Consider the following 19222-nt stretch of genomic DNA (forward strand, 5'->3'; position numbering starts at 1 on the left):
GGGACTTTACGGAAATGTGTATCCATTCGAAAGCGATATCCACAACGGATTTCAAGACAAAAAAACCGCAAGAACTCCCCTGTTTGGAGATATCCCTGCGGTTTGATGTGTAAATGGAATATGAACGTTTGCCTATTAATAAACATGACTCATTTTACAATAATCTGTAAATCTTCCAAACGAGGTGAAGCGATTAACCGTTCGAGTTAACGATTAAGATGATATGGCACCGTGGTGACAATCACATCTTTGTAATTGATCAGATAGGCTCGAATCATGAAGCTGGTCTGGTTGTGCAGTACATTTTGCCACCAGTGCTTGGTGATGAACTGCGGAATCAATATGGTGATGTGATCAGTCTCGGCCGTTTTCCACTCTACTGTATCAATGAATTTCTTCAGCGGCCCCATAATGCTGCGGTATCTCGATTTGATTACGACCAGACGAACGCCTGGATTCCACTCTTCCCACTTCTGCTCCATCTTGCGTATGGCCTCATCATCGAAGCCAATGTACAGCGCGACCACGTGATCCGACATCGTCTGGGCGTAACTGATCGTATTCATGACGACCCGGGTAATACCCGCAACAGGAATGACTATCGTATTGCCTTTTTGGGCTGGCTTATCAACCTGAATATCAATCCGCAGTTCATCAGCAATGTTGCAATAGTGACGGTGAATACGCATGAACACATACACAACGAACGGCAAAAAGATAAAGATGACCCATGTCTGCGTGAACTTGGTGAAAATAAAGATCAGGGTAATCGATAGTGTAGTCAGCATCCCGACGGTATTGACCAGCAACTTCATCTGCCAGCCAGACGGCTTCACTTTGATCCAGCGAATCATCATACCGAGCTGTGACAGAGTAAATGGAATGAATACCCCTACCGCGTAGAGCGGAATCAGGCTTTCCGTATTTCCTTTGAACCCGACCACCAGCAGCGCAGACATCACACTGAGAAAAATGATCCCGTTTGAGAAACCAAGGCGATCTCCTCTGACCATAAATGCATGCGGCATGTATTTATCCTTCGCCATCATGAAGGAAAGTAGCGGAAAAGCCGAATATGCTGTGTTGGCTGCCAGGAACAGGATCAGTGCCGTTACACCCTGGATGATAAAATACATCGTGCCCCTGCCAAACGTCGCTTCAGCAATCTGGGAAATGACCGTTGCTTTGGGATCAGGCTTCACTCCGTACCCATAAGCCAGTAAGGTGATGCCGATGAACATGGCTCCCAATATACAACCCATAAGCAGTAATGTACCCGCGGCATTTTTCTCGGCAGGCTGCTTGAAGTTCGGGATTGCGTTACTTACCGCTTCCACGCCAGTCAAGGCCGAACAACCGGAGCTGAATGCTTTTAATAACAGAAACATACTCACATGGGATAGACTTGTTCCGAATTCAGGTGCAGCTGCTTCCATCCCCCCGGCAAGAAATTTGATTCCGCCCGAGATAATCAGAATCGCAATTGAAAAGATAAACAGATAGATGGGGATCGCCAGCACAGACGCTGACTCCGTCACTCCCCGCAAATTCATAATGGTTAGAAAAACAATCATAATGAGTGCAATCACAACACTGTAGTCATGCAGCATCGGAAAAGCTGACGTAATCGCATCCGTCCCTGCGGACGAACTTACCGCAACGGTCAATATATAATCGACCAGCAGAGATCCTCCGGCAATCAGACTGGATGTTGTACCCAGGTTATCCTTGGCTACGATATAAGCGCCGCCCCCTGTTGGATAAGCAAATATCGTCTGGCGATAGGAAAAAATTAAAATGACGAGTAATCCCAGCACGGCGATCGAAATCGGAACAGAGTACCACAGGGCGGCGAATCCGGCCGCAACGAGCACCAGCAAAATCTGTTCCGTACCGTAGGCAACGGACGATAGGGCATCCGAGGACAGGATGGCGAGCGCCTTCCATTTCCCCAATTTTTCTCCATCCAGTTCAGCCGATTTCATTGGCTTGCCTATTAAGATTCTCTTCATTTTGCCAAGCATGATCATAACTTCCTTCCGTCTAACATCTGTGAAGCATTGTTATTATGCAAAATCGCAGAGCCATTGACAATACGTCATTTCACCCGAAATTCGCCAGCGCGTGATAATGCATTCTACGATTCAATAATCGATAACAAAGCCATTCTTGTTCAGCAATTTGAACTATTTTGAACCAAAACGACGTTTATTAGTCAAAAAACAGGAAATGGCCTTCGGTTCATTGAACCGAAGACCATTTCCTGTTTTCTCTCAAATGATTGATTTCCTACTTAGACAACTGCGCAATTAGAACAACCCTTACCTTGGTATTCTCCCTGGATGAATTTGTTACAAATTCATGCCCAAAATACTGGGACGAGGGGTAACACCAAACGCTTGCGCCAGTGTGGTCAGCTGCTCATCCGTAATTCTCTGCCGGATCTCGTGACCAGCAACCAGCATATACACTTGGGCTGCCTTCTCAATAGTCTCAATCAGACCAAAAGCCTCGTCAATCGTTGTACCTGTTCCAAAGATGCCATGTTGCGGCCAGATGACCGCGTGGTATTCTTTCATTTTCTCAGCCGTTTCGCGGCCAATCTCATTCGATCCAGGAATCATCCATGGAATAATGCCAATTCCATCCGGAAATACAACCACACACTCCGTGCACATTTGCCACAGCGTCTTGGTGAATTTTGCTTCATCCAATTCGTGGATAAACGTCATAGCCAATACATGAGTGGCATGGTTGTGCATGACAACCCGGTGGTTCGGGTCCAACTTCAAACGTTCGATATGGCTCATGAAATGCGTAGGCAACTCACTCGTTGGATTCGCCCCTGACTTCAATCCCCAGAGCACTTCTAGCTCCTGACCATCTTGTGATACACGCAGCAACCCCAGATTACTCTCAGGATCAGCGAGTACATTTTTGAAATATTTCCCCGATGCGGTCACGATAAAATACTTGCCTGCCAGCTCTTGCACTGAAAATGCAGGTATGATCCTGCGAATCACATGATGGATATCGATATATTGAGCTACTTCCTCTTCCTCCAGCAGATAGCTGACATTACCGCCATTACGCTCATCCCAGCCATTTTTCCACATATGTTGTGTAATCTCAGCCATCTCACGGACAAATGGGATATGGAAACCTGCAGCCTGCGTTGTATCATTCGTAAGGGTCACGTTCATGATCAATCTCTCCTTATATTGAAAATCAAATGGCTTGCCACGCACATAGTAAGTTCCTTATTTCACATTCATTATACCTTTGTTTATCTTCGATAGTCAATAACAAACACAGAAATATACTTTTATTTATTTTTGTTTAGTTTTGTTTATTTGAAAATCAAATAAAAAAATACCCCACCGGCGCCCGGCGGGGTCAGTCACACATCTATTTAACACGAGAAGGGGTTTACAAGAGTTATCATACCTCCGCTACCTTAATAGAAGCTGAAAGCGAAATAAAAAAAGCATGAAAACATATATCCCTTTTGGACAGAAGATTCAGTCCCTCCTTTTCATTCAGTACATCTATCTCTCTGTCCAAACGCTTTCGTCAATTCTAACATATGCTATTCTAGCTTTTCTCAGGAAAAGACATTCATAAAAAAGGAGATGGACCTATGGCAGTCCTTTCTACAGGCCCGATCGAGAACAACCTCTCCGGTGGCAGCAGACCTACACAACAGGTCACCATCAAAATGGTCAACACCGATTCCATCAATACGTCCAATGTACTCATTGAAGGTTATTTCCTAAATGGAACGCGGACCTTATATGTGCTGCAATCCGTTAATCTGACCCCCGGGCAAGTCTTCTCTCAAACCTACTTTGCCAACCTGGATGGATACGAATATGTATTCACAACGAGTGGAGGCGCAGCTGCATTAACTGAAATTTCAGTGTGGGGAAAAGACAGCACCGGGCAAATCGTCACCGCACATCGCATTGTTTCGAATGAACTAGCTCTATAAAAAGGGGGGAAAAAGATGGCCACAATCTCATCCGGGCCCATTGAGAACAACATGGTATCCGGATCAAGACTCACCCAATCGGTTACTGTCAAAATGGATAACGAAGATCCAGTCAACGCCTCAACTGTTCTTATCGAAGGATATGTGCTAAACGGAACGCGGACCTTGTATGTACTGGAATCTATCTCGCTTGCGCCCAATGAAGTCTTCACCAAGAGTTATTTTGCAAACTTGGATGGCTTCGAATTTATTTTCACTACCAGTGGCTTGGCGGAGAGCTTAACCGACGTTTCCATGTGGGGCAAAAATGCGACAGGACAATTGGTCGCTGCCCATCGACTGGTAACTTCTGAATTGCTGGGTGCTGAAGGTGGCACTCCCAACTTCGAGTGGGGACAGACGATCTACTGGGCGGATTCCAGCGCTCCAGGACCAGGTACCGGTTCACCCTTTGATCCATTCAACTCCCTACAGGCTGCTATTGACGCAGCCACGAATAGTCCTCTTGCGGTTACCTTTGGTATGAGAGCCCGTTTGATTATTCTGATTGCCGGCAATTCATCCTTCAATGAAGACATTGTTATTCCTCCCGCAAGACATGTGCAAATTTTGGGACTTGGCCCATGGCAACTCGGAAATTCGGATCTGGCCAACTTCGCTTCTTCCATTCCCCGCAATGTCACGATCCAGACAAGTCAGGCTGCAGAAGATGTCTATCTGGTTCAAGGACCCGCATTTGATGCTCGTCCTGTTACGGTTATAGGAACATTTGATGACGGCACGTCCGTCAGCACGCATACCAACTACACGGACGGTGCCATTATAAGTGGTGACGTCACTTTTCAGAACGTGGCTGTGGGTGACCCGTTCACGACCATCGAATTCCAACTGCTCAATGCCAGAGTCGTGGGTAATATCGTACAATCCGGTCATATGGGGAATCTGAATACGTACCTGTATCACAGTCGCATCAACACAATGGTTCATACCGGTTTGAATATTCAACGGATGGTAGATAGTACTTCAGACAGCACCATTAATGTAAGAGGATACTCCCACATTACCAATTCCACGATTAATGGCAATGTGACCGTTACACTCGCCTTAAGTGACGTCCCTCCAACAGGCATATTCAGTAGTCAGTTCGCTACGATCACCTGGACAGGACCTTTAACGCTGGATACCGCCTCCAACTATTATTTTGTTAACAGCGGATCTACACTTGTCGGGACCAAAACCGTATTATTCAGCATCGCCTAACACGCAATCCCTGTCCTTCATTGGTCGGGGGTTTCTTATTTTCGCAGCACATAGGATGGATGCATCTTTCCTGTTGGTTCATAGCGTTCATCACCTGTATACTCAAATCCCAGCTTGATCAAGATGTGACGTGACACTTCATTATCCGGATGATGCCCGGCAAACAGTGCCTTCACATTCATTTTGTCAAAGGCATAACTAATCACCGCCCGCGCGGCTTCCTGTGCATACCCTTTCCCCCAGTGATCCCGGGTTAGATGGAATCCCAATTCATAGATATCCTCTTCTGTAGAATACGGACGCAGTCCACAGCAACCGACAAACACCTCCGACTCTTTCTCAAAAAGGGGCCAATATTGCACACCCGCTTCCTTCTGCCTTTGAATCTCCTGTGTCAATCGCGCTTCTACTTCATCCTCGCTCAGAAATCCCTTGCTGCTAATCCATTTGGCAACCTCATGATCGCCCCACAATGCAAACGCCAGCGCACGATCCCCTTCGTTCCATGTCGCACATTCCAACCGTTCGGTTTCAAATAAGATTGTTCTGTTCATCATCCACTAACCTCCCGTTTTTCCAGCACATCTCAGTGTGCTGCCTATACCTGTCTATACTATAGATTAATCGCATGAGGTTTCCAGTAAACAATATGTATAAATACTATAGTACAAAAGCCTGCTCTACATATTACACTTCTATCAAAGAGACCCCGCCGACAATGTCGGACAGAGGTCTGTACAAGCTACAACGATCAGGATTAAGACAAAATAACTTCAATCGTTCCTACGGCATCTCCGCCCTGGTTCGCGAGCAAAGCGAAAACCAGAACGCCGCTTGCTGTGATGATAAGGCCGCTGTTCACTGGAATGACATACGTTACGACTGGTGCGTCGACTCGAGTGATAACGAGCGATACCGCAGCGGGTCCGAAATTGTTTACCGCAACGGTCGCATTGGCGCCTCCAGACAGATTTTCATAGAAGGACTTGCCCACTCCAGCTGGAAGGTTGTGAGAAATGATGGCCATTTCAAATCACCTCCTTTTGCTTTGATACGGTATTCTATGCTTGAAATCTAGTAAAGCAACGGTGAATTACCAGTGTCATAATGTCCAATTTTGATAGACTTCATAGATTGATAGACAACTGTACGCAAAAAAAAGCCCCACCGGACCATCCGGTGGAGCCAACTAAACTTATTCTAGTTTAATTACGCATACAGCATGAAGAAATTTAATTCATGACCTTGCTGCTTGAGGTAGTTATACAGCTGCGAACGGTGATGGAATACATGCGTTACCGTTTCAATCTGCCATTGAACCTGCAAGTGACCATGTTCCATATAAAAAGCTTTCGTTGAACGATTCAAAAAGTCATCTTCGCTCAATGCCGTGATATACGCTTTGTAGGATTCGAAATTGCTCCATAACGTTGCTTCAAGCTTCTCAATATCCTCGATTCCGGACAGACTGTTCTCCACCAGACCAACCTCTGCTTCACCTTTCTCCTGCATAATGACAAGATCCGATGCCGTAATCTGGATAAAGTGATGCACAAGCTCCACCAATGAACGCATATTCTCCTGTGGACGATAAGACCAATCCTCCGAACGGATCAAGCGAATTAACGAAGCTCCCGTCCGTACGCCTGTTTCCAATTCATTTAACAAGTGATCCCGAATCTGCAATGTTCCATTCATATATGATGTCTCCCTTATCTTTTATTCTCACGACTTCAGTATAACCGAAGGGGCTACAGATCTATTGTACAAATCGGACAACATTCTGCCATGCTCCTTGGCTGCCGTCAACGGAGTCTCTCCATAAAACTTGCGAAACTGCCGAATTAGATGGGCTTGGTCAAAAAATCCATGATTCTGGGCAAGCATTGCCCAATCTGTCGTGTTCCCCTGATGAATATCACTCAACACACGATGAAAACGAACCACCTCACTGAATCGCTTGGGGCTGATTCCAACCCATTCCGAGAACTTGCGATGCATCTGCCGCTCGCTGATCACTTCACGCATCGCCAACTCCTGGACAGTCATACGTCCCCCATCTATAAAGATGCGGTGCAGCACGTTTTTCATCAGGTCGTTCTCAGATGTGCTTGTCTGCACGGGCAACGGACTCAAGTACGCATTCATAACCTCTACCCGCTCTGCAAAATTATTCGTTTCGACCATCCGTTCCTGAAGCTCGTTCAGCTTCTCCGGCCAGCATTCCTGAAGCGCAATCCGCTTATCCGTAAACCACTCCAGAGGCATGCCATGGAAAACATGTGCTCCACCCGGGAAGAACCGGACACCAAAGGTGTAGTCTCCAGCAGGAGGACCATCATCGGATGGCTCAGGTACAGCGAACGGCTGTGTATAATTGCCACAGTAAGCATAGGAGTGCTCTGAACAGACTGGGTCGTATGTAATCAGCATGTCCGTGCAACCATCCGGCAATACCCGGGCAGGCACCGTCGTCATCGATCGCTCTCGACCTTCTCCCGAAGCAACATCCGCATGTGTGTTCGGAAGAGATCCCGATTCCCAATAACAGGCCACATAAGCCATCAGGCCGGCAGCAGGTATTTTCTCAACATAATAACTGTTAAGATACGTTCCATTCATCTGAATAGGCTTAAACAACGGGTGCAAGCTGTGATCCACAATTCCATCCTCCGGTCAATAGAGTTGGTTACACATTATGTATTCATCTATCATACCACCAACCCAACAAATGAAGAAAAAAAGTGCCCTACCGGAGGACAATCCGATAGGGCCAGTCACACATCTATTTAACACGAGAAGGGGTTTACAAGACTTATCTTACCTTCCCAACCTTAATAAAAACTGAAATTGGGATGAATAACAGATCAAAAATCAATATGAAAAGCAGCATTCAGAATTTCAATTCAGTCCGTGAAGTTTGCGAAAACGCTCTGGACTCATGCCTGTATGCCTTTTGAACATCGCACAGAAATAACTGGCATTCTCGTAACCCACCCGATCAGCCACTTCATATATTCGAAGCTCTCTCTCACTGAACATAAGTTGTTTGCTTCGATTGATCCGTTCCTGGTTCACGTAAAATACAGGTCTGGTATGGAGCGCCCTCTGAAACAGCCTGCACAAATATTGGGGAGATACCACAGCCACATCGGCCAGTTCCTTCAGCGAAAGCGAACGATCCAGATGCTCTGCGATATAACGCAGCACAGGCTTCAAACGTTCTAGTTCATCATTATAATTGAAGGATGCAATGAGCAGTGGCTTCAGATCCAGCAGCAGGGCATATAATTGTTTGGAGCATTCAACATCGTAATCTGCGTAATCCGTATCACCGCCATTCTCTCCTCTAACCAGAAGTTGCTCCAGGCCACGCAGCAGCGTGGCTGTCCTGAGTCTGCATACGCGTGAACCGGTTATCCCCGCATAAGATAATAACTGGCTGGCCTCTCTCCCCTGAAACGAGACCCACGCCAGCTCCCAGCGGTCACTGATGGGCATATATCGATGCGGAACATCGGGATACAGAAAGAAAACGTCACCCGGCCCGACGATATACTCGTCTTCTTGTATAATCAGTCTCCCCTGACCATGAATAATCTGGTGGATCTGATAATCCGGGAATCCCTCTGGACGCTCGGTTTCATATTGGTGTTCCCAGTAACCAACCGTCGTCATATAGATCGGCAGGCGAGCAGCTTCTTCTGTTTTACCAAAAAAAATCCGAGTATCCATCCAGTACACCACTTTCTTCATCGTTAGTTTCATATTGTGATATATATGGGCAATATTCTTTATTCTCTAAGTCATCATTCAATTCTATAATGACAATATTATAACATTTCAGAAGGAGTTGCTGTTATGCGAAAGAAACTGGTATACACCCCTCCGGTAAATGGATACCCGGAATGGAACAACAATCCCGAGACTTTTCAAATAGGTCGTCTACCCGCACATGCGTCTATGGTAGCGTTTCCATCTGTAGCAGAAGCGTTATCCAATGAATCCAGCGCATCGCCATGGTACGAATCACTGAATGGTCAGTGGAAGTTTGCCTTTGCAGAGACGCCGGAGCAACGGATTTCATCCTTTTATGAGAACAACTATGATGCCAGTGACTGGGACGAGATCGCCGTTCCTTCCAACTGGCAGCTACAAGGTTACGATTATCCCCAATATACGAATATGACGTATCCGTGGGTCGAGCGTGAGCCTGAATTAAAGCCACCATTTGCACCAACAACTTATAATCCGGTGGGTTCGTACATCCGCACGTTTACTGTTCCTGCTGACTGGAAAGACCGTCCTGTCCTGCTTCATTTTGAGGGCGTTGAATCTGCCTTTTATGTATGGCTCAACGGGGAACTCGTCGGTTATAGTGAAGACACGTTCACGCCCGCAGAATTCGATATCACTTCGTATCTAACGGAAGGTGAGAACAAGCTCGCTGTGGAGGTATATCGCTGGTGTGATGCGAGCTGGCTGGAGAATCAGGATTTCTGGCGGTTAAGCGGCATCTTCCGTGGTGTATACCTGCATTCACCTTCACCAGTTCAGATCGCCGATTTCTTTGTTCGTACTGAACTGGATGACGCGTATCAGGATGCGGAGCTACTGCTGGACCTGAAGTTATTTAATCATAATGCCGCGCAGACCCCTACCGGATTGTCCGTTCAGGCGCAGCTCTATGATGCACAACAGCAGACTGTACTGAAGCAACCACTTACTGCGGCCGTTACTTTCCTGGGTGAGGATGAACTTTCATTCCAGTTGTCAGCAGAGGTTATGAAGCCGCTTCTATGGAGCGCTGAGTCCCCTCATCTGTATACACTTGTGCTGTCCATTCAGGACGAATCAGGCGAAACTCTTGAGGCTGTTCGCAGCCGGATCGGATTCCGCAAGTTTGAACTGAAGGACGGCCTGATGCAAATCAATGGCAAACGCATTGTGTTTAAAGGCGTGAATCGTCATGAATTTTCCCCGGATAAGGGTCGAGCCATTGGGCGGGAAGACATGATCCGTGACATCGAGTTGATGAAGTCCTATAACGTTAACGCCGTGCGCACATCCCATTATCCGAATCAGTCACTCTGGTACGAACTGTGTGATGAATATGGCCTTTATGTCATTGACGAAACGAATCTGGAAACTCACGGTACCTGGGAATATGGGCAAAAGGAAATGAATGAAAACAATATTCCCGCGAGCAAGCCGGAATGGCGTAATAACGTAATAGATCGCTGTAACTCGATGTTCCAGCGGGACAAAAACCATCCGTCCGTTATTATCTGGTCTCTGGGTAACGAGTCCTTCGGCGGCGATAATTTCATCGCCATGTACGATTATCTGAAACAAGTAGATCCAACCCGTCTCGTTCATTATGAAGGCACCTTCCATTATCGCCCTTCTGATTCGGCAAGTGATATTGAATCGACAATGTATATCAGCCCACAAGATGTCGAGCAATACGCGCGCATGAAGGGTCCGAAGAAACCTTATATTATCTGCGAATACAGCCATGCCATGGGTAACTCCTGTGGAGGTTTGCATCTGTATTGGGATTTGTTCGATAAATATGATGTGTTGCAGGGTGCATTCATCTGGGACTGGGTCGATCAGTCCATTCGTACCACTACGGCAGACGGTGTAGAATATTTTGCTTATGGCGGCGATTTTGGTGAATCTCCTCATGATGGCAATTTCTGCGGGAACGGACTGATTCTGGCGGATAAGACAGTTACACCGAAGCTGGAAGAAGTGAAGAAATGTTATCAGAACGTTCGTATGGAGGCTATTGATATCAAAGACGGCCTGCTTCGTATCAAAAACCAGTTCCTGTTCACGGATCTGATCGAATATTCGCTCGTATGGACAGTAACACACGATGGTGTATCCGTAGAGAACGGCACGTTGGATATCGCAGTACCTCCTGGCGAATCGGTTGAAGTCCGTATCCCGTACACGCCATCATCCGATTTGTTCAAGGAAGCGGTGCTGACTGTATCTCTGGTCACCAAAGTGGCAACCAAATGGGCAGGAGTAGGTCATGAGATTGCCTGGGATCAGTTCGTGGTATCTCCGAGATTGCGTCCAATCCAACCGATACGTCAAGGACAAGACAATGCGCCGCAGGTACAGGATCTGCAAGATGAATTGAAAGTGACTACAGGCCAAGTCACGTTGAGTTTCAATCCAGCCACTGGCGCGTTAACATCCTATCAGATCAACAATCAGGAGCAATTGCTCGCACCTGTCCGGCCGAATTTCTGGAGAGCCATGACAGACAATGATATGGGGAACCGTCTGAATGAGCGTTCTGCCTTCTGGAGAGATGCTCACGCTACCAGCAGATTAATTCGCTTCGAGCACCATGCAGACAAGCAAGGCATTCTCGTAACGAGTGATTATACGTGGGATTCACATCCGGGATGTACGCTGTCCATCACATATCGAATTGATGCGGATGGTGTATTGGAAATCAGTCAAACCCTTATTCCAGGTGTGGGCCTACCCGATCTACCGGAATTCGGTATGCTGCTGCAACTGAATAACAGCCTGGATACAATCTCTTGGTACGGCAGAGGGCCACACGACAACTACGCAGACCGTCTAACCAGCGCACGTCTCGGCTATTACACAGGTGCAGTTCGAGATCAATTCGTTCCATATCTGAAACCACAAGAGTGTGGTAACAAAACGGATGTACGCTTCGCTGAAATAACGTCAGCGGATGGTCAACTTGGCCTTCATGTTGAAGCCACCATACCATTTGAAATCAATGCGTTGCCTTGGACACCTGAGGAACTCGAAGCACATGACCATGTGTACAAATTGCCTCAGAGCACGCAGACTGTCGCCCGCATCAATTACAAACAAATGGGTGTTGGTGGAGATGACAGCTGGGGCGCACGTACCCATGCTGAATACACTTTGCCAGCCAACCGCGCGTATCACTTCACCTTTACAGTAAGACCTGTATAACACCAATCAAGCACTGCTGGCAGCATGCCGGCAGTGCTTTTTTTTGTTGGGGCAGTGAATAGTGGGAGTTTGAAGTTTTCCATGGGAACATTATAATGAATGAGGTGCAAGAAAGATCTTTACCAGTTATTACTCTATTACGAGGTGAGACTTTGCAATATCTGTTTACCGTTCTCTTCATTCTTGGCTTTATTGCTTTCTTGGGATTTGTTGTTGGGATGATCTTATCTATTCGCAAAGGTAATAGGTTGACGATCAGATATATTTTTCTAACGATGGCCTGTTTTGCGATTGCTTCAATAGGTTTGTATGGGATGCTGAATTTATCTTCGAACTCTACTCAGTCTGAAATAGATCAGACCCCTTCATCCCAAATCGAAATCTCGGGCCTCCATATGACTACCAATGAATTAAAAAACAAGTTTAATGGCGCCGTGGGCAAATACCGACTGAATGGGTTGAGTATTACCCGCTTGAATGTGAAAGACTCTTCCGAGCAGGGTACTGGTACTTTCGAGTATGTATTCAATGATGAATTGCGTTTGGTTGGTGTAGTGAATGCGGATGAGAGCGTACAGGAAATCAGGTTATATGGAACTGGTGATACGAGCGAACCAACGGGTGGAATTTTTTTGACCGCTATCGCCACACTCATTCTCACAACCAATAGTGAGTACACGTATAACGATGCACAAGATGTCATTCAGGATATCGGTTTATTGGATCGTGATGTGAATCAGTCTGATTTCGATGGGGCGACAGTTCGAAATGGATTGGAATATCGCTTCAGCATTCAAGATCATGATCACTCGACTTTTGAAATAATTGTTGCGAAATGAGACCCCATTGTGTAAAAAGGGAAAAAGGCCGCTCCATGAAGGAACGGCCTAACGTATGGTATGTACTATAGAATGATTCAGTAATTTCACTTGTGATCTCTTCTATTTAGGGATTAAAGAGTCCTAATATTAAAGTAATCACGATACAAAAAAGCGATACAGGATAGAGTATCCATTTACTGATCCTGTCTTTGAACGTGATCATCAAACAAATAATGCATATCCACGCAATTAATAGTTGCCACCAAACCAATGAAACACCTCCCAATGCGAGAGTTACTCAAAAGTTACAATCTCGCTTTGATTGTTCCAGCTCATTTTAAAGGTAATTGGATCTTTCGTTTTCTCCGCCTCAGTAACCGTTCCCGACATACTGAACGGTACCCCTTGTTCCTCAAGCGCCTTCCCCTGTTGACCTCTGAAGAGACACATCCCAGTTATCGCTCTTTCCGTGTAGCCTATCATCGGCACCACAAGCTGAGACAATAGATAAAAGTACTATAACACAAAGAATCAATGGCAGTTTAAATAATTTCATAAAATCCCTCCTTTTAGGAATATACCCAAAAATGTGAGTTATGATATTCGCTAATCATCCCTAGCATCTACTAGTACAATGTGTCTTGCCTTTGAATCACATGACTAACGATCTTCTGAGCATCGTATTTAACCCATCCCAGCAGTGCTGAACCCCGAGATGTTTGCCAAGGTAGCCCTACAAAGTACAGTCCAGCAACCGGTGATACGCCTCTCTCGTGTATAATTACACCTTGGGCATCAAAAGCAGTATTGATATCGATCCAACTATCATTTCGCTTAAACCCAGTCGCCCAGATAATATTGTCTATGCGTGTCTCACTACCATCCTCATATAGGATGCGGTCATCTATTGCATTAATGGCACGTGAGCGCATGTTAACTTTTCCCTGGGTCATCAATTCTTTTAACTCGTAGCCATAGACGTACTCAGGCTGATTTCTCAACCATTTTCCAACCATACGATCTGCACTTGCACGTAATATTCCGAGCTTTTCAAAATACCAGAATATACTTCGTTTCATAATATGCAAAGGCCTAAAGGTAATATTTCGGGCTATGGATATGTATACGGTTTGTTGTTCATCTGATGTCAACTCTACGGCGATTTGGGCACCTGAATTCCCTCCGCCTACAACTACTGTTGTTCCAGGAAGCAATTGAGAGATATTTTTATATTCTGATGAGTGAAGCTGAATCACATGCTCGGATAATGCTTTCGCAAAATGAGGAACATTTTTGGTCTGGAAAGGTCCCGTCGCAACGATAATATTGCGCGCTTCAATCATTCTATCATTGGTTTCGGCATAGTACACCTCATCTTGCTTCGTGAGACGGGAGATTTCACAGTTTAACTTTATAGGAAGATGCATTTGTGTGGCGTAACTTTCAAAATAATCTGCAATTTCATCTTTGCTTGGCAGGCTATTTTCATTTCCACTAAGCGGCATTCCCGGTAACCCATCATACATTCGTGGAGTAAAAAGATGCAAGGAATCGTACCGTTTACGCCAAGATTCCCCAACAGATGAGGCAGCGTCAACGATTAAAAAGGTTAACCCCGACTGTTGAAGATAGTAACCTGCTGCCAAGCCTGCTTGCCCAACTCCGATAACCAATACATCGTACATATGTATCATCTCCAATACGGTTTATATATTAATATATGAGTACTTATTCATATGTTTATTTTACTTAACAACTGTCTGTTTAGCAATAGATGAAAACATCCCTACTTTTTTTAAAAAATTAACATTAAAAAGACTCCCTCACGGGAGCCTTTACTCATTACAGGGTAGGATGCATGTAACTTAACTTTGATCCTAAGTATGATATGTTCTTTTGTTCGTTAGTTAGTTATTATCTGGTGTATCGATCAATATCGTCGATCGCAGATTGGTGCTCTCTTCTATGATGATCTTCATGCTGACGGACGTCGTTCTTTAACTTTGCTAAGAATCCCCATCCCATAAAGGCAAGTAAAAGCACGGTAATCAGTGCATAAGCAAAGCTATATAGATTCATAAAGAAGTTGATAAAAATTGCAGCGAGCATCAAGCCCAGAATCCATAATACCCACTTCGTACCTTTTTTCAAAATCATTTCCTCCTCAAATAGTTCCTAATAAATCTTCTATGTATCCCTGTACATACGAAATCATAGAAACAAGGTTTCAGTCTCCGGGCTTCAAATTAGCATTTAGAGCGAAATCCCAAATCATTTAAAAAGCATCAGTTCCCAGAGAAACATCTAATGTGCCAGACATCCCTTGCGCAGAAGAGGTGCTCACATAATACCAACCCGTCGACAAAGCTTTGTCACTATAATATGTATGCTCTTTTCCATCTGCTGGGACACTACCAAACGTTATCTCGGTTCCACTAGTAGATCCTTTATTGATCGTAAATGTGAAGTGTTTCGAACCCGTGTTTTTAAAACTCACTTTCACATAACTAAATCCTGCCGGAATATCAAACCGATGCGTATTTGTAGTACCCGCGATATCTTCATTATTAATTACTGTTAATGGAGTTGATGGAGTACTTATAGGTTCATTTGCTTTTACGAATCTTTCTTCAGAATTGGAAGTGAAATTATAAATTAAGATGATAACAGCAGTAGACAGTAAACCTGCCACTATCATTTTTCTAATATGTTTAATGATATATGACCTCCATATCTCTTGATACTACTTTGATTATAAAATACTCAATAACACAAAAACCACTCCTTAATAAATATTAAGAAGTGGTCCTTATTTTCTTTATCATTTGTAACAGTGGCTGCTTCACAAAATCTCGTCACATCGTAACGAGATTTTGCTCTGCCAGGCACATGATGCTTTAAAGGTTTTTACACCTTTATTACATCATGCCGCCCATTCCACCCATACCGCCCATGTCAGGCATTCCGCCACCAGCACCTGCTGGTTCTGGTTTGTCAGCGATAACCGCTTCAGTAGTCAAGAACATTGCTGCTACGGAAGCAGCGTTTTGCAATGCATAACGAGTTACTTTCGCAGGGTCAACGATACCAGCTTCGATCATGTTAACCCACTCGCCAGTTGCAGCGTTGAAGCCGATGCCTGTTTGTTCTTTTTTCAGACGTTCCACGATTACGGAACCTTCTTCGCCAGCGTTAGCTGCGATTGTGCGGATTGGTGCTTCCAGAGCACGCAGGACGATGTTTACGCCTGTTTGCTCGTCACCGGACAGAGCTACAGCCGCAACCGCGCTATATACGTTCATGAGCGCTGTACCACCACCGGATACGATACCTTCTTCAACCGCTGCGCGAGTTGCGTTCAGGGCATCTTCGATGCGAAGTTTGCGTTCTTTCAATTCTGTTTCAGTAGCCGCACCAACTTTGATTACTGCTACACCGCCGGACAATTTAGCCAGACGCTCTTGCAGTTTCTCTTTGTCGAACTCGGAAGTTGTTTCTTCCAATTGTGTACGGATTTGGCTAACACGTGCATCGATATCGGATTTGTTACCAGCACCGTCAACGATGATTGTGTTTTCTTTTGTTACACGGATTTGGCGAGCTGTACCCAGTTGTTCCACAACAGCGGATTTCAGGTCCAGACCCAGTTCTTCCGTGATCAATTGACCACCAGTGAGGGCAGCGATGTCTTGCAGCATTGCTTTACGACGGTCACCGAATCCTGGAGCTTTAACAGCTACAGCATTGAATGTACCACGCAATTTGTTCACAACAAGCATAGCCAGTGCTTCGCCTTCGATATCTTCAGCGATCAATACCAGCGGTTTGCCTTGTTGAACGATTTTCTCAAGCAATGGCAAGATATCTTGCGTGCTGGAGATTTTTTTGTCTGTGATCAAGATGTACGGATTGTCCAAAACAGCTTCCATTTTGTCCGTATCAGTGATCATGTAAGGAGAGATGTATCCACGGTCGAATTGCATACCTTCAACCACTTCAAGCTCTGTAGCGAATCCTTTGGATTCTTCTACTGTGATTACGCCATCTTTACCTACTTTTTCCATAGCTTCAGCGATCAGTTCGCCTACTTCTTCGTCAGCTGCAGAGATTGCTGCAACTTGTGCGATGGATTGTTTGGAATCAATTGGTTTGGAGATGGATTGCAATTCAGCAACCGCAGCTTTAACCGCTTTGTCGATCCCTTTACGGATACCGATTGGGCTAGCGCCTGCAGTTACGTTTTTCAGACCTTCTGTGATCAGCGCTTGCGCCAATACAGTTGCTGTTGTAGTACCGTCACCGGCAACATCGTTGGTTTTCGTTGCTACTTCTTTAACCAGTTGTGCACCCATGTTCTCGAATGCATCTTCCAGTTCGATTTCTTTAGCAATGGTTACACCATCGTTAGTGATGAGTGGGCTTCCGAATTTTTTCTCCAGAACCACGTTACGGCCTTTAGGACCGAGTGTTACTTTTACTGCATTAGCCAATGCATCCACACCACGAAGCATGGAGCGACGAGCGTCTTCACTGAATTTAATGTCTTTAGCCATCTTAAGAAAACCTCCCTAGTTTTTGTTGGAAAATGGTCGTGCTATATGGTTCGGTTATCCGATTAAATTTGAATTAGTCGAGAATCGCGTGAATATCGCTCTCTTTCATAATCAAATATTCTTTACCTTCGAATTTAATTTCTGTACCGGCATATTTGGAGAAAATAACGCGATCTCCTTCTTTCACTTCCAGAGCTACACGTACGCCGTCTTTCAATACTCCAGCACCAACTGCAATGATTCTACCCTCTTGCGGTTTTTCTTTGGCGGAGTCCGGGAGTACGATCCCGAAAGAAGTTGTTTGCTCTTGCTCCAGTGGTTCTACCAATACGCGTTCACCTAAAGGTCTGATCATGAAAAATAGCCTCCTTTTGAAATTATATAACGTTACATTGTAGGTTGTAGCTATATGTATTAGCACTCGACAGTGTTCAGTGCTAACAACCAACTTTATGATACTCAACTTGAAGCATGATTTCAAGTCCTTTTGACGAATTCCTGCGAGAATTTACGTTGAATTTACACGAACATAACCAAATTACACCCGCTGTGCCTGGTTATATGTTGCAATTCACTAATCTTATTCTACGAAATTGTTTAGCCCTTCTGCAACGTTAGCAGACAGTCCCTTTCCCATTGTATCCATTGTTGAACATAATATGCCTGCTTGTCCTGTCGTGGTCGTCGGCAGTCTACAGAAATAGCCCAGATAAGAACATACCGTCTTTTCCGGGCACATTACAGCTTATCCACATTCAGCCCGCATGTTTCTTATCCTCGGCACGAACGTAACGGGATTCGATCTCTTCATCGGCTGCAAGCTGCTTGCGGTATACAATTGCGGATAATAACACACTGATCTCATATAACAAGAGCAAGGGAATCATCACCAGAAGATCAGATATAAAGTCTGGAGGTGTAATAACCACTGCAATGAAGATCAGAACAAAATAAGACACTCTGCGCATTTTGCGAAGACGAATTGGATTCAGAATTCGCAGTCCTGTCAGAAACATAATAAGTAAAGGAAGTTCAAATAACAGGGACACAGGCAGCACAATGCCAAACAGAAAGCTGAAATACTGTTTCATCCCGTAGGTCTCCACAAGTCCCATCTTCTCCGTAATCGCTGTTGTGAAGGCGAGTGCCATCGGAAAAATAACATAATACGAGAAAGCCATACCTGTCAGAAATAAAAGAAACACATAGGGCACATACTTCAGCGTTGCTTTACGCTCACGCGGCTTTAGCCCTGGACTAACAAACTTCCAGATCTGATACACCGTAAACGGCAGTGTAATAATAAGTGAGAACAACCCTGCAATCTTCATGTAGATGCCAATCCCGTCCCAGAACGAGAAGGCATGTAATACAAAACCTTTTGCCGACTCTGACTTGGTCAGATATTGGTATACCGGGTCCGCCACAAAAAATCCTGCAATCAGTCCCAGCACAAAAATACTTAATACGTAGATCAGCCGCTTCCGCAGCTCACTCAGATGTTCCGTAATCGACATTTCTTCCATTTGCTGCGTCATGCCTGCCCCCCATTATTGCCAGCTTAAAATACAAAACCCTTCCGGCAGGAAGGGATTTCTCTTTCATTGCCGTCAAGA

General features: G+C 45.1%; 17 protein-coding genes. 4 read left to right on the forward strand and 13 right to left on the reverse strand.

Annotated elements, in window-relative coordinates; translation table 11 throughout:
- Positions 1-206: 206 nt before the first annotated feature.
- On the reverse strand, positions 207-2024 hold the full coding sequence (locus tag QVE09_RS20545) for an APC family permease (RefSeq protein WP_315938274.1): 1818 nt from the start codon (positions 2022-2024) through the stop codon (positions 207-209).
- A gap of 327 nt (positions 2025-2351) precedes the next feature.
- Positions 2352-3203, reverse strand: coding sequence for a rhamnulose-1-phosphate aldolase (rhaD, locus tag QVE09_RS20550; RefSeq protein ID WP_315938275.1), 852 nt, complete (start codon positions 3201-3203; stop codon positions 2352-2354).
- 437 nt (positions 3204-3640) lie between these two features.
- Here rhaD and QVE09_RS20555 point away from each other — a divergent pair, with 437 nt between their 5' ends.
- Entirely contained in the window at positions 3641-3991 is a 351-nt protein-coding gene (locus QVE09_RS20555; protein ID WP_315938276.1) for a hypothetical protein, read from the forward strand.
- Positions 3992-4006: 15 nt separating this feature from the next.
- Entirely contained in the window at positions 4007-5251 is a 1245-nt protein-coding gene (locus tag QVE09_RS20560) for a hypothetical protein (protein WP_315938277.1), read from the forward strand.
- 35 nt (positions 5252-5286) lie between these two features.
- Here QVE09_RS20560 and QVE09_RS20565 read toward each other — a convergent pair whose 3' ends face one another.
- The 5 genes from QVE09_RS20565 to QVE09_RS20585 all read right to left on the reverse strand — a co-directional run bounded on the left by QVE09_RS20565 (position 5287) and on the right by QVE09_RS20585 (position 8986).
- Positions 5287-5808 carry a GNAT family N-acetyltransferase gene (locus tag QVE09_RS20565; RefSeq protein ID WP_315938278.1) on the reverse strand — a complete coding sequence of 174 codons (522 nt, stop codon included), beginning with the start codon at positions 5806-5808 and terminating at the stop codon, positions 5287-5289.
- Between the two features lie 200 nt (positions 5809-6008).
- Positions 6009-6278 carry a hypothetical protein gene (locus tag QVE09_RS20570; protein WP_211084351.1) on the reverse strand — a complete coding sequence of 90 codons (270 nt, stop codon included), beginning with the start codon at positions 6276-6278 and terminating at the stop codon, positions 6009-6011.
- A 182-nt stretch (positions 6279-6460) separates the two neighbouring features.
- Positions 6461-6949, reverse strand: coding sequence for a DinB family protein (locus tag QVE09_RS20575; protein ID WP_315938279.1), 489 nt, complete (start codon positions 6947-6949; stop codon positions 6461-6463).
- A gap of 27 nt (positions 6950-6976) precedes the next feature.
- Positions 6977-7912, reverse strand: coding sequence for a helix-turn-helix domain-containing protein (locus QVE09_RS20580; protein ID WP_315938280.1), 936 nt, complete (start codon positions 7910-7912; stop codon positions 6977-6979).
- Positions 7913-8152: 240 nt separating this feature from the next.
- The gene (locus QVE09_RS20585; RefSeq protein ID WP_315938281.1) at positions 8153-8986 is read right to left on the reverse strand and encodes a helix-turn-helix transcriptional regulator; all 834 of its coding nucleotides are present in this window, start codon (positions 8984-8986) and stop codon (positions 8153-8155) included.
- Positions 8987-9112: 126 nt separating this feature from the next.
- Here QVE09_RS20585 and lacZ point away from each other — a divergent pair, with 126 nt between their 5' ends.
- Both lacZ and QVE09_RS20595 read left to right on the forward strand, forming a co-directional pair.
- The gene (gene lacZ, locus QVE09_RS20590) at positions 9113-12232 is read left to right on the forward strand and encodes a beta-galactosidase, LacZ type (RefSeq protein ID WP_315938282.1); all 3120 of its coding nucleotides are present in this window, start codon (positions 9113-9115) and stop codon (positions 12230-12232) included.
- A 152-nt stretch (positions 12233-12384) separates the two neighbouring features.
- Positions 12385-13071, forward strand: a complete 687-nt coding sequence (locus tag QVE09_RS20595) for a hypothetical protein (RefSeq protein WP_315938283.1) — start codon at positions 12385-12387, stop codon at positions 13069-13071.
- A gap of 608 nt (positions 13072-13679) precedes the next feature.
- Here QVE09_RS20595 and QVE09_RS20600 read toward each other — a convergent pair.
- The 6 genes from QVE09_RS20600 to tatC form a co-directional block, all read right to left on the reverse strand.
- The gene (locus QVE09_RS20600; RefSeq protein ID WP_315938284.1) at positions 13680-14738 is read right to left on the reverse strand and encodes a flavin-containing monooxygenase; all 1059 of its coding nucleotides are present in this window, start codon (positions 14736-14738) and stop codon (positions 13680-13682) included.
- 229 nt (positions 14739-14967) lie between these two features.
- A complete protein-coding gene (locus tag QVE09_RS20605; RefSeq protein WP_315938285.1) occupies positions 14968-15204 on the reverse strand; it encodes a hypothetical protein in 237 nt (78 codons plus the stop codon).
- Between the two features lie 124 nt (positions 15205-15328).
- On the reverse strand, positions 15329-15745 hold the full coding sequence (locus QVE09_RS20610) for a hypothetical protein (RefSeq protein WP_315938286.1): 417 nt from the start codon (positions 15743-15745) through the stop codon (positions 15329-15331).
- Between the two features lie 226 nt (positions 15746-15971).
- Entirely contained in the window at positions 15972-17606 is a 1635-nt protein-coding gene (groL, locus tag QVE09_RS20615; RefSeq protein ID WP_036611259.1) for a chaperonin GroEL, read from the reverse strand.
- 73 nt (positions 17607-17679) lie between these two features.
- Entirely contained in the window at positions 17680-17961 is a 282-nt protein-coding gene (gene groES / locus QVE09_RS20620) for a co-chaperone GroES (RefSeq protein WP_017690077.1), read from the reverse strand.
- 400 nt (positions 17962-18361) lie between these two features.
- Positions 18362-19144 carry a twin-arginine translocase subunit TatC gene (gene tatC, locus QVE09_RS20625; protein ID WP_047841988.1) on the reverse strand — a complete coding sequence of 261 codons (783 nt, stop codon included), beginning with the start codon at positions 19142-19144 and terminating at the stop codon, positions 18362-18364.
- Positions 19145-19222: the final 78 nt, after the last annotated feature.

Origin of the sequence: Paenibacillus sp. ClWae2A (genome assembly GCF_032452295.1) — a bacterium.
GTDB lineage: Bacteria > Bacillota > Bacilli > Paenibacillales > Paenibacillaceae > Paenibacillus.

Coding starts and splice junctions, on each gene's coding strand:
- groL (WP_036611259.1), bottom strand. CDS start 17,606: ATGGCTAAAGACATTAAATTCAGTGAAGACGCTCGTCGCTCCATGCTT.
- rhaD (WP_315938275.1), bottom strand. CDS start 3,203: ATGAACGTGACCCTTACGAATGATACAACGCAGGCTGCAGGTTTCCAT.
- lacZ (WP_315938282.1), top strand. CDS start 9,113: ATGCGAAAGAAACTGGTATACACCCCTCCGGTAAATGGATACCCGGAA.
- QVE09_RS20585 (WP_315938281.1), bottom strand. CDS start 8,986: ATGGATACTCGGATTTTTTTTGGTAAAACAGAAGAAGCTGCTCGCCTG.
- QVE09_RS20575 (WP_315938279.1), bottom strand. CDS start 6,949: ATGAATGGAACATTGCAGATTCGGGATCACTTGTTAAATGAATTGGAA.
- QVE09_RS20570 (WP_211084351.1), bottom strand. CDS start 6,278: ATGGCCATCATTTCTCACAACCTTCCAGCTGGAGTGGGCAAGTCCTTC.
- QVE09_RS20545 (WP_315938274.1), bottom strand. CDS start 2,024: ATGCTTGGCAAAATGAAGAGAATCTTAATAGGCAAGCCAATGAAATCG.
- tatC (WP_047841988.1), bottom strand. CDS start 19,144: ATGACGCAGCAAATGGAAGAAATGTCGATTACGGAACATCTGAGTGAG.
- groES (WP_017690077.1), bottom strand. CDS start 17,961: ATGATCAGACCTTTAGGTGAACGCGTATTGGTAGAACCACTGGAGCAA.
- QVE09_RS20565 (WP_315938278.1), bottom strand. CDS start 5,808: ATGATGAACAGAACAATCTTATTTGAAACCGAACGGTTGGAATGTGCG.
- QVE09_RS20555 (WP_315938276.1), top strand. CDS start 3,641: ATGGCAGTCCTTTCTACAGGCCCGATCGAGAACAACCTCTCCGGTGGC.
- QVE09_RS20600 (WP_315938284.1), bottom strand. CDS start 14,738: ATGTACGATGTATTGGTTATCGGAGTTGGGCAAGCAGGCTTGGCAGCA.
- QVE09_RS20560 (WP_315938277.1), top strand. CDS start 4,007: ATGGCCACAATCTCATCCGGGCCCATTGAGAACAACATGGTATCCGGA.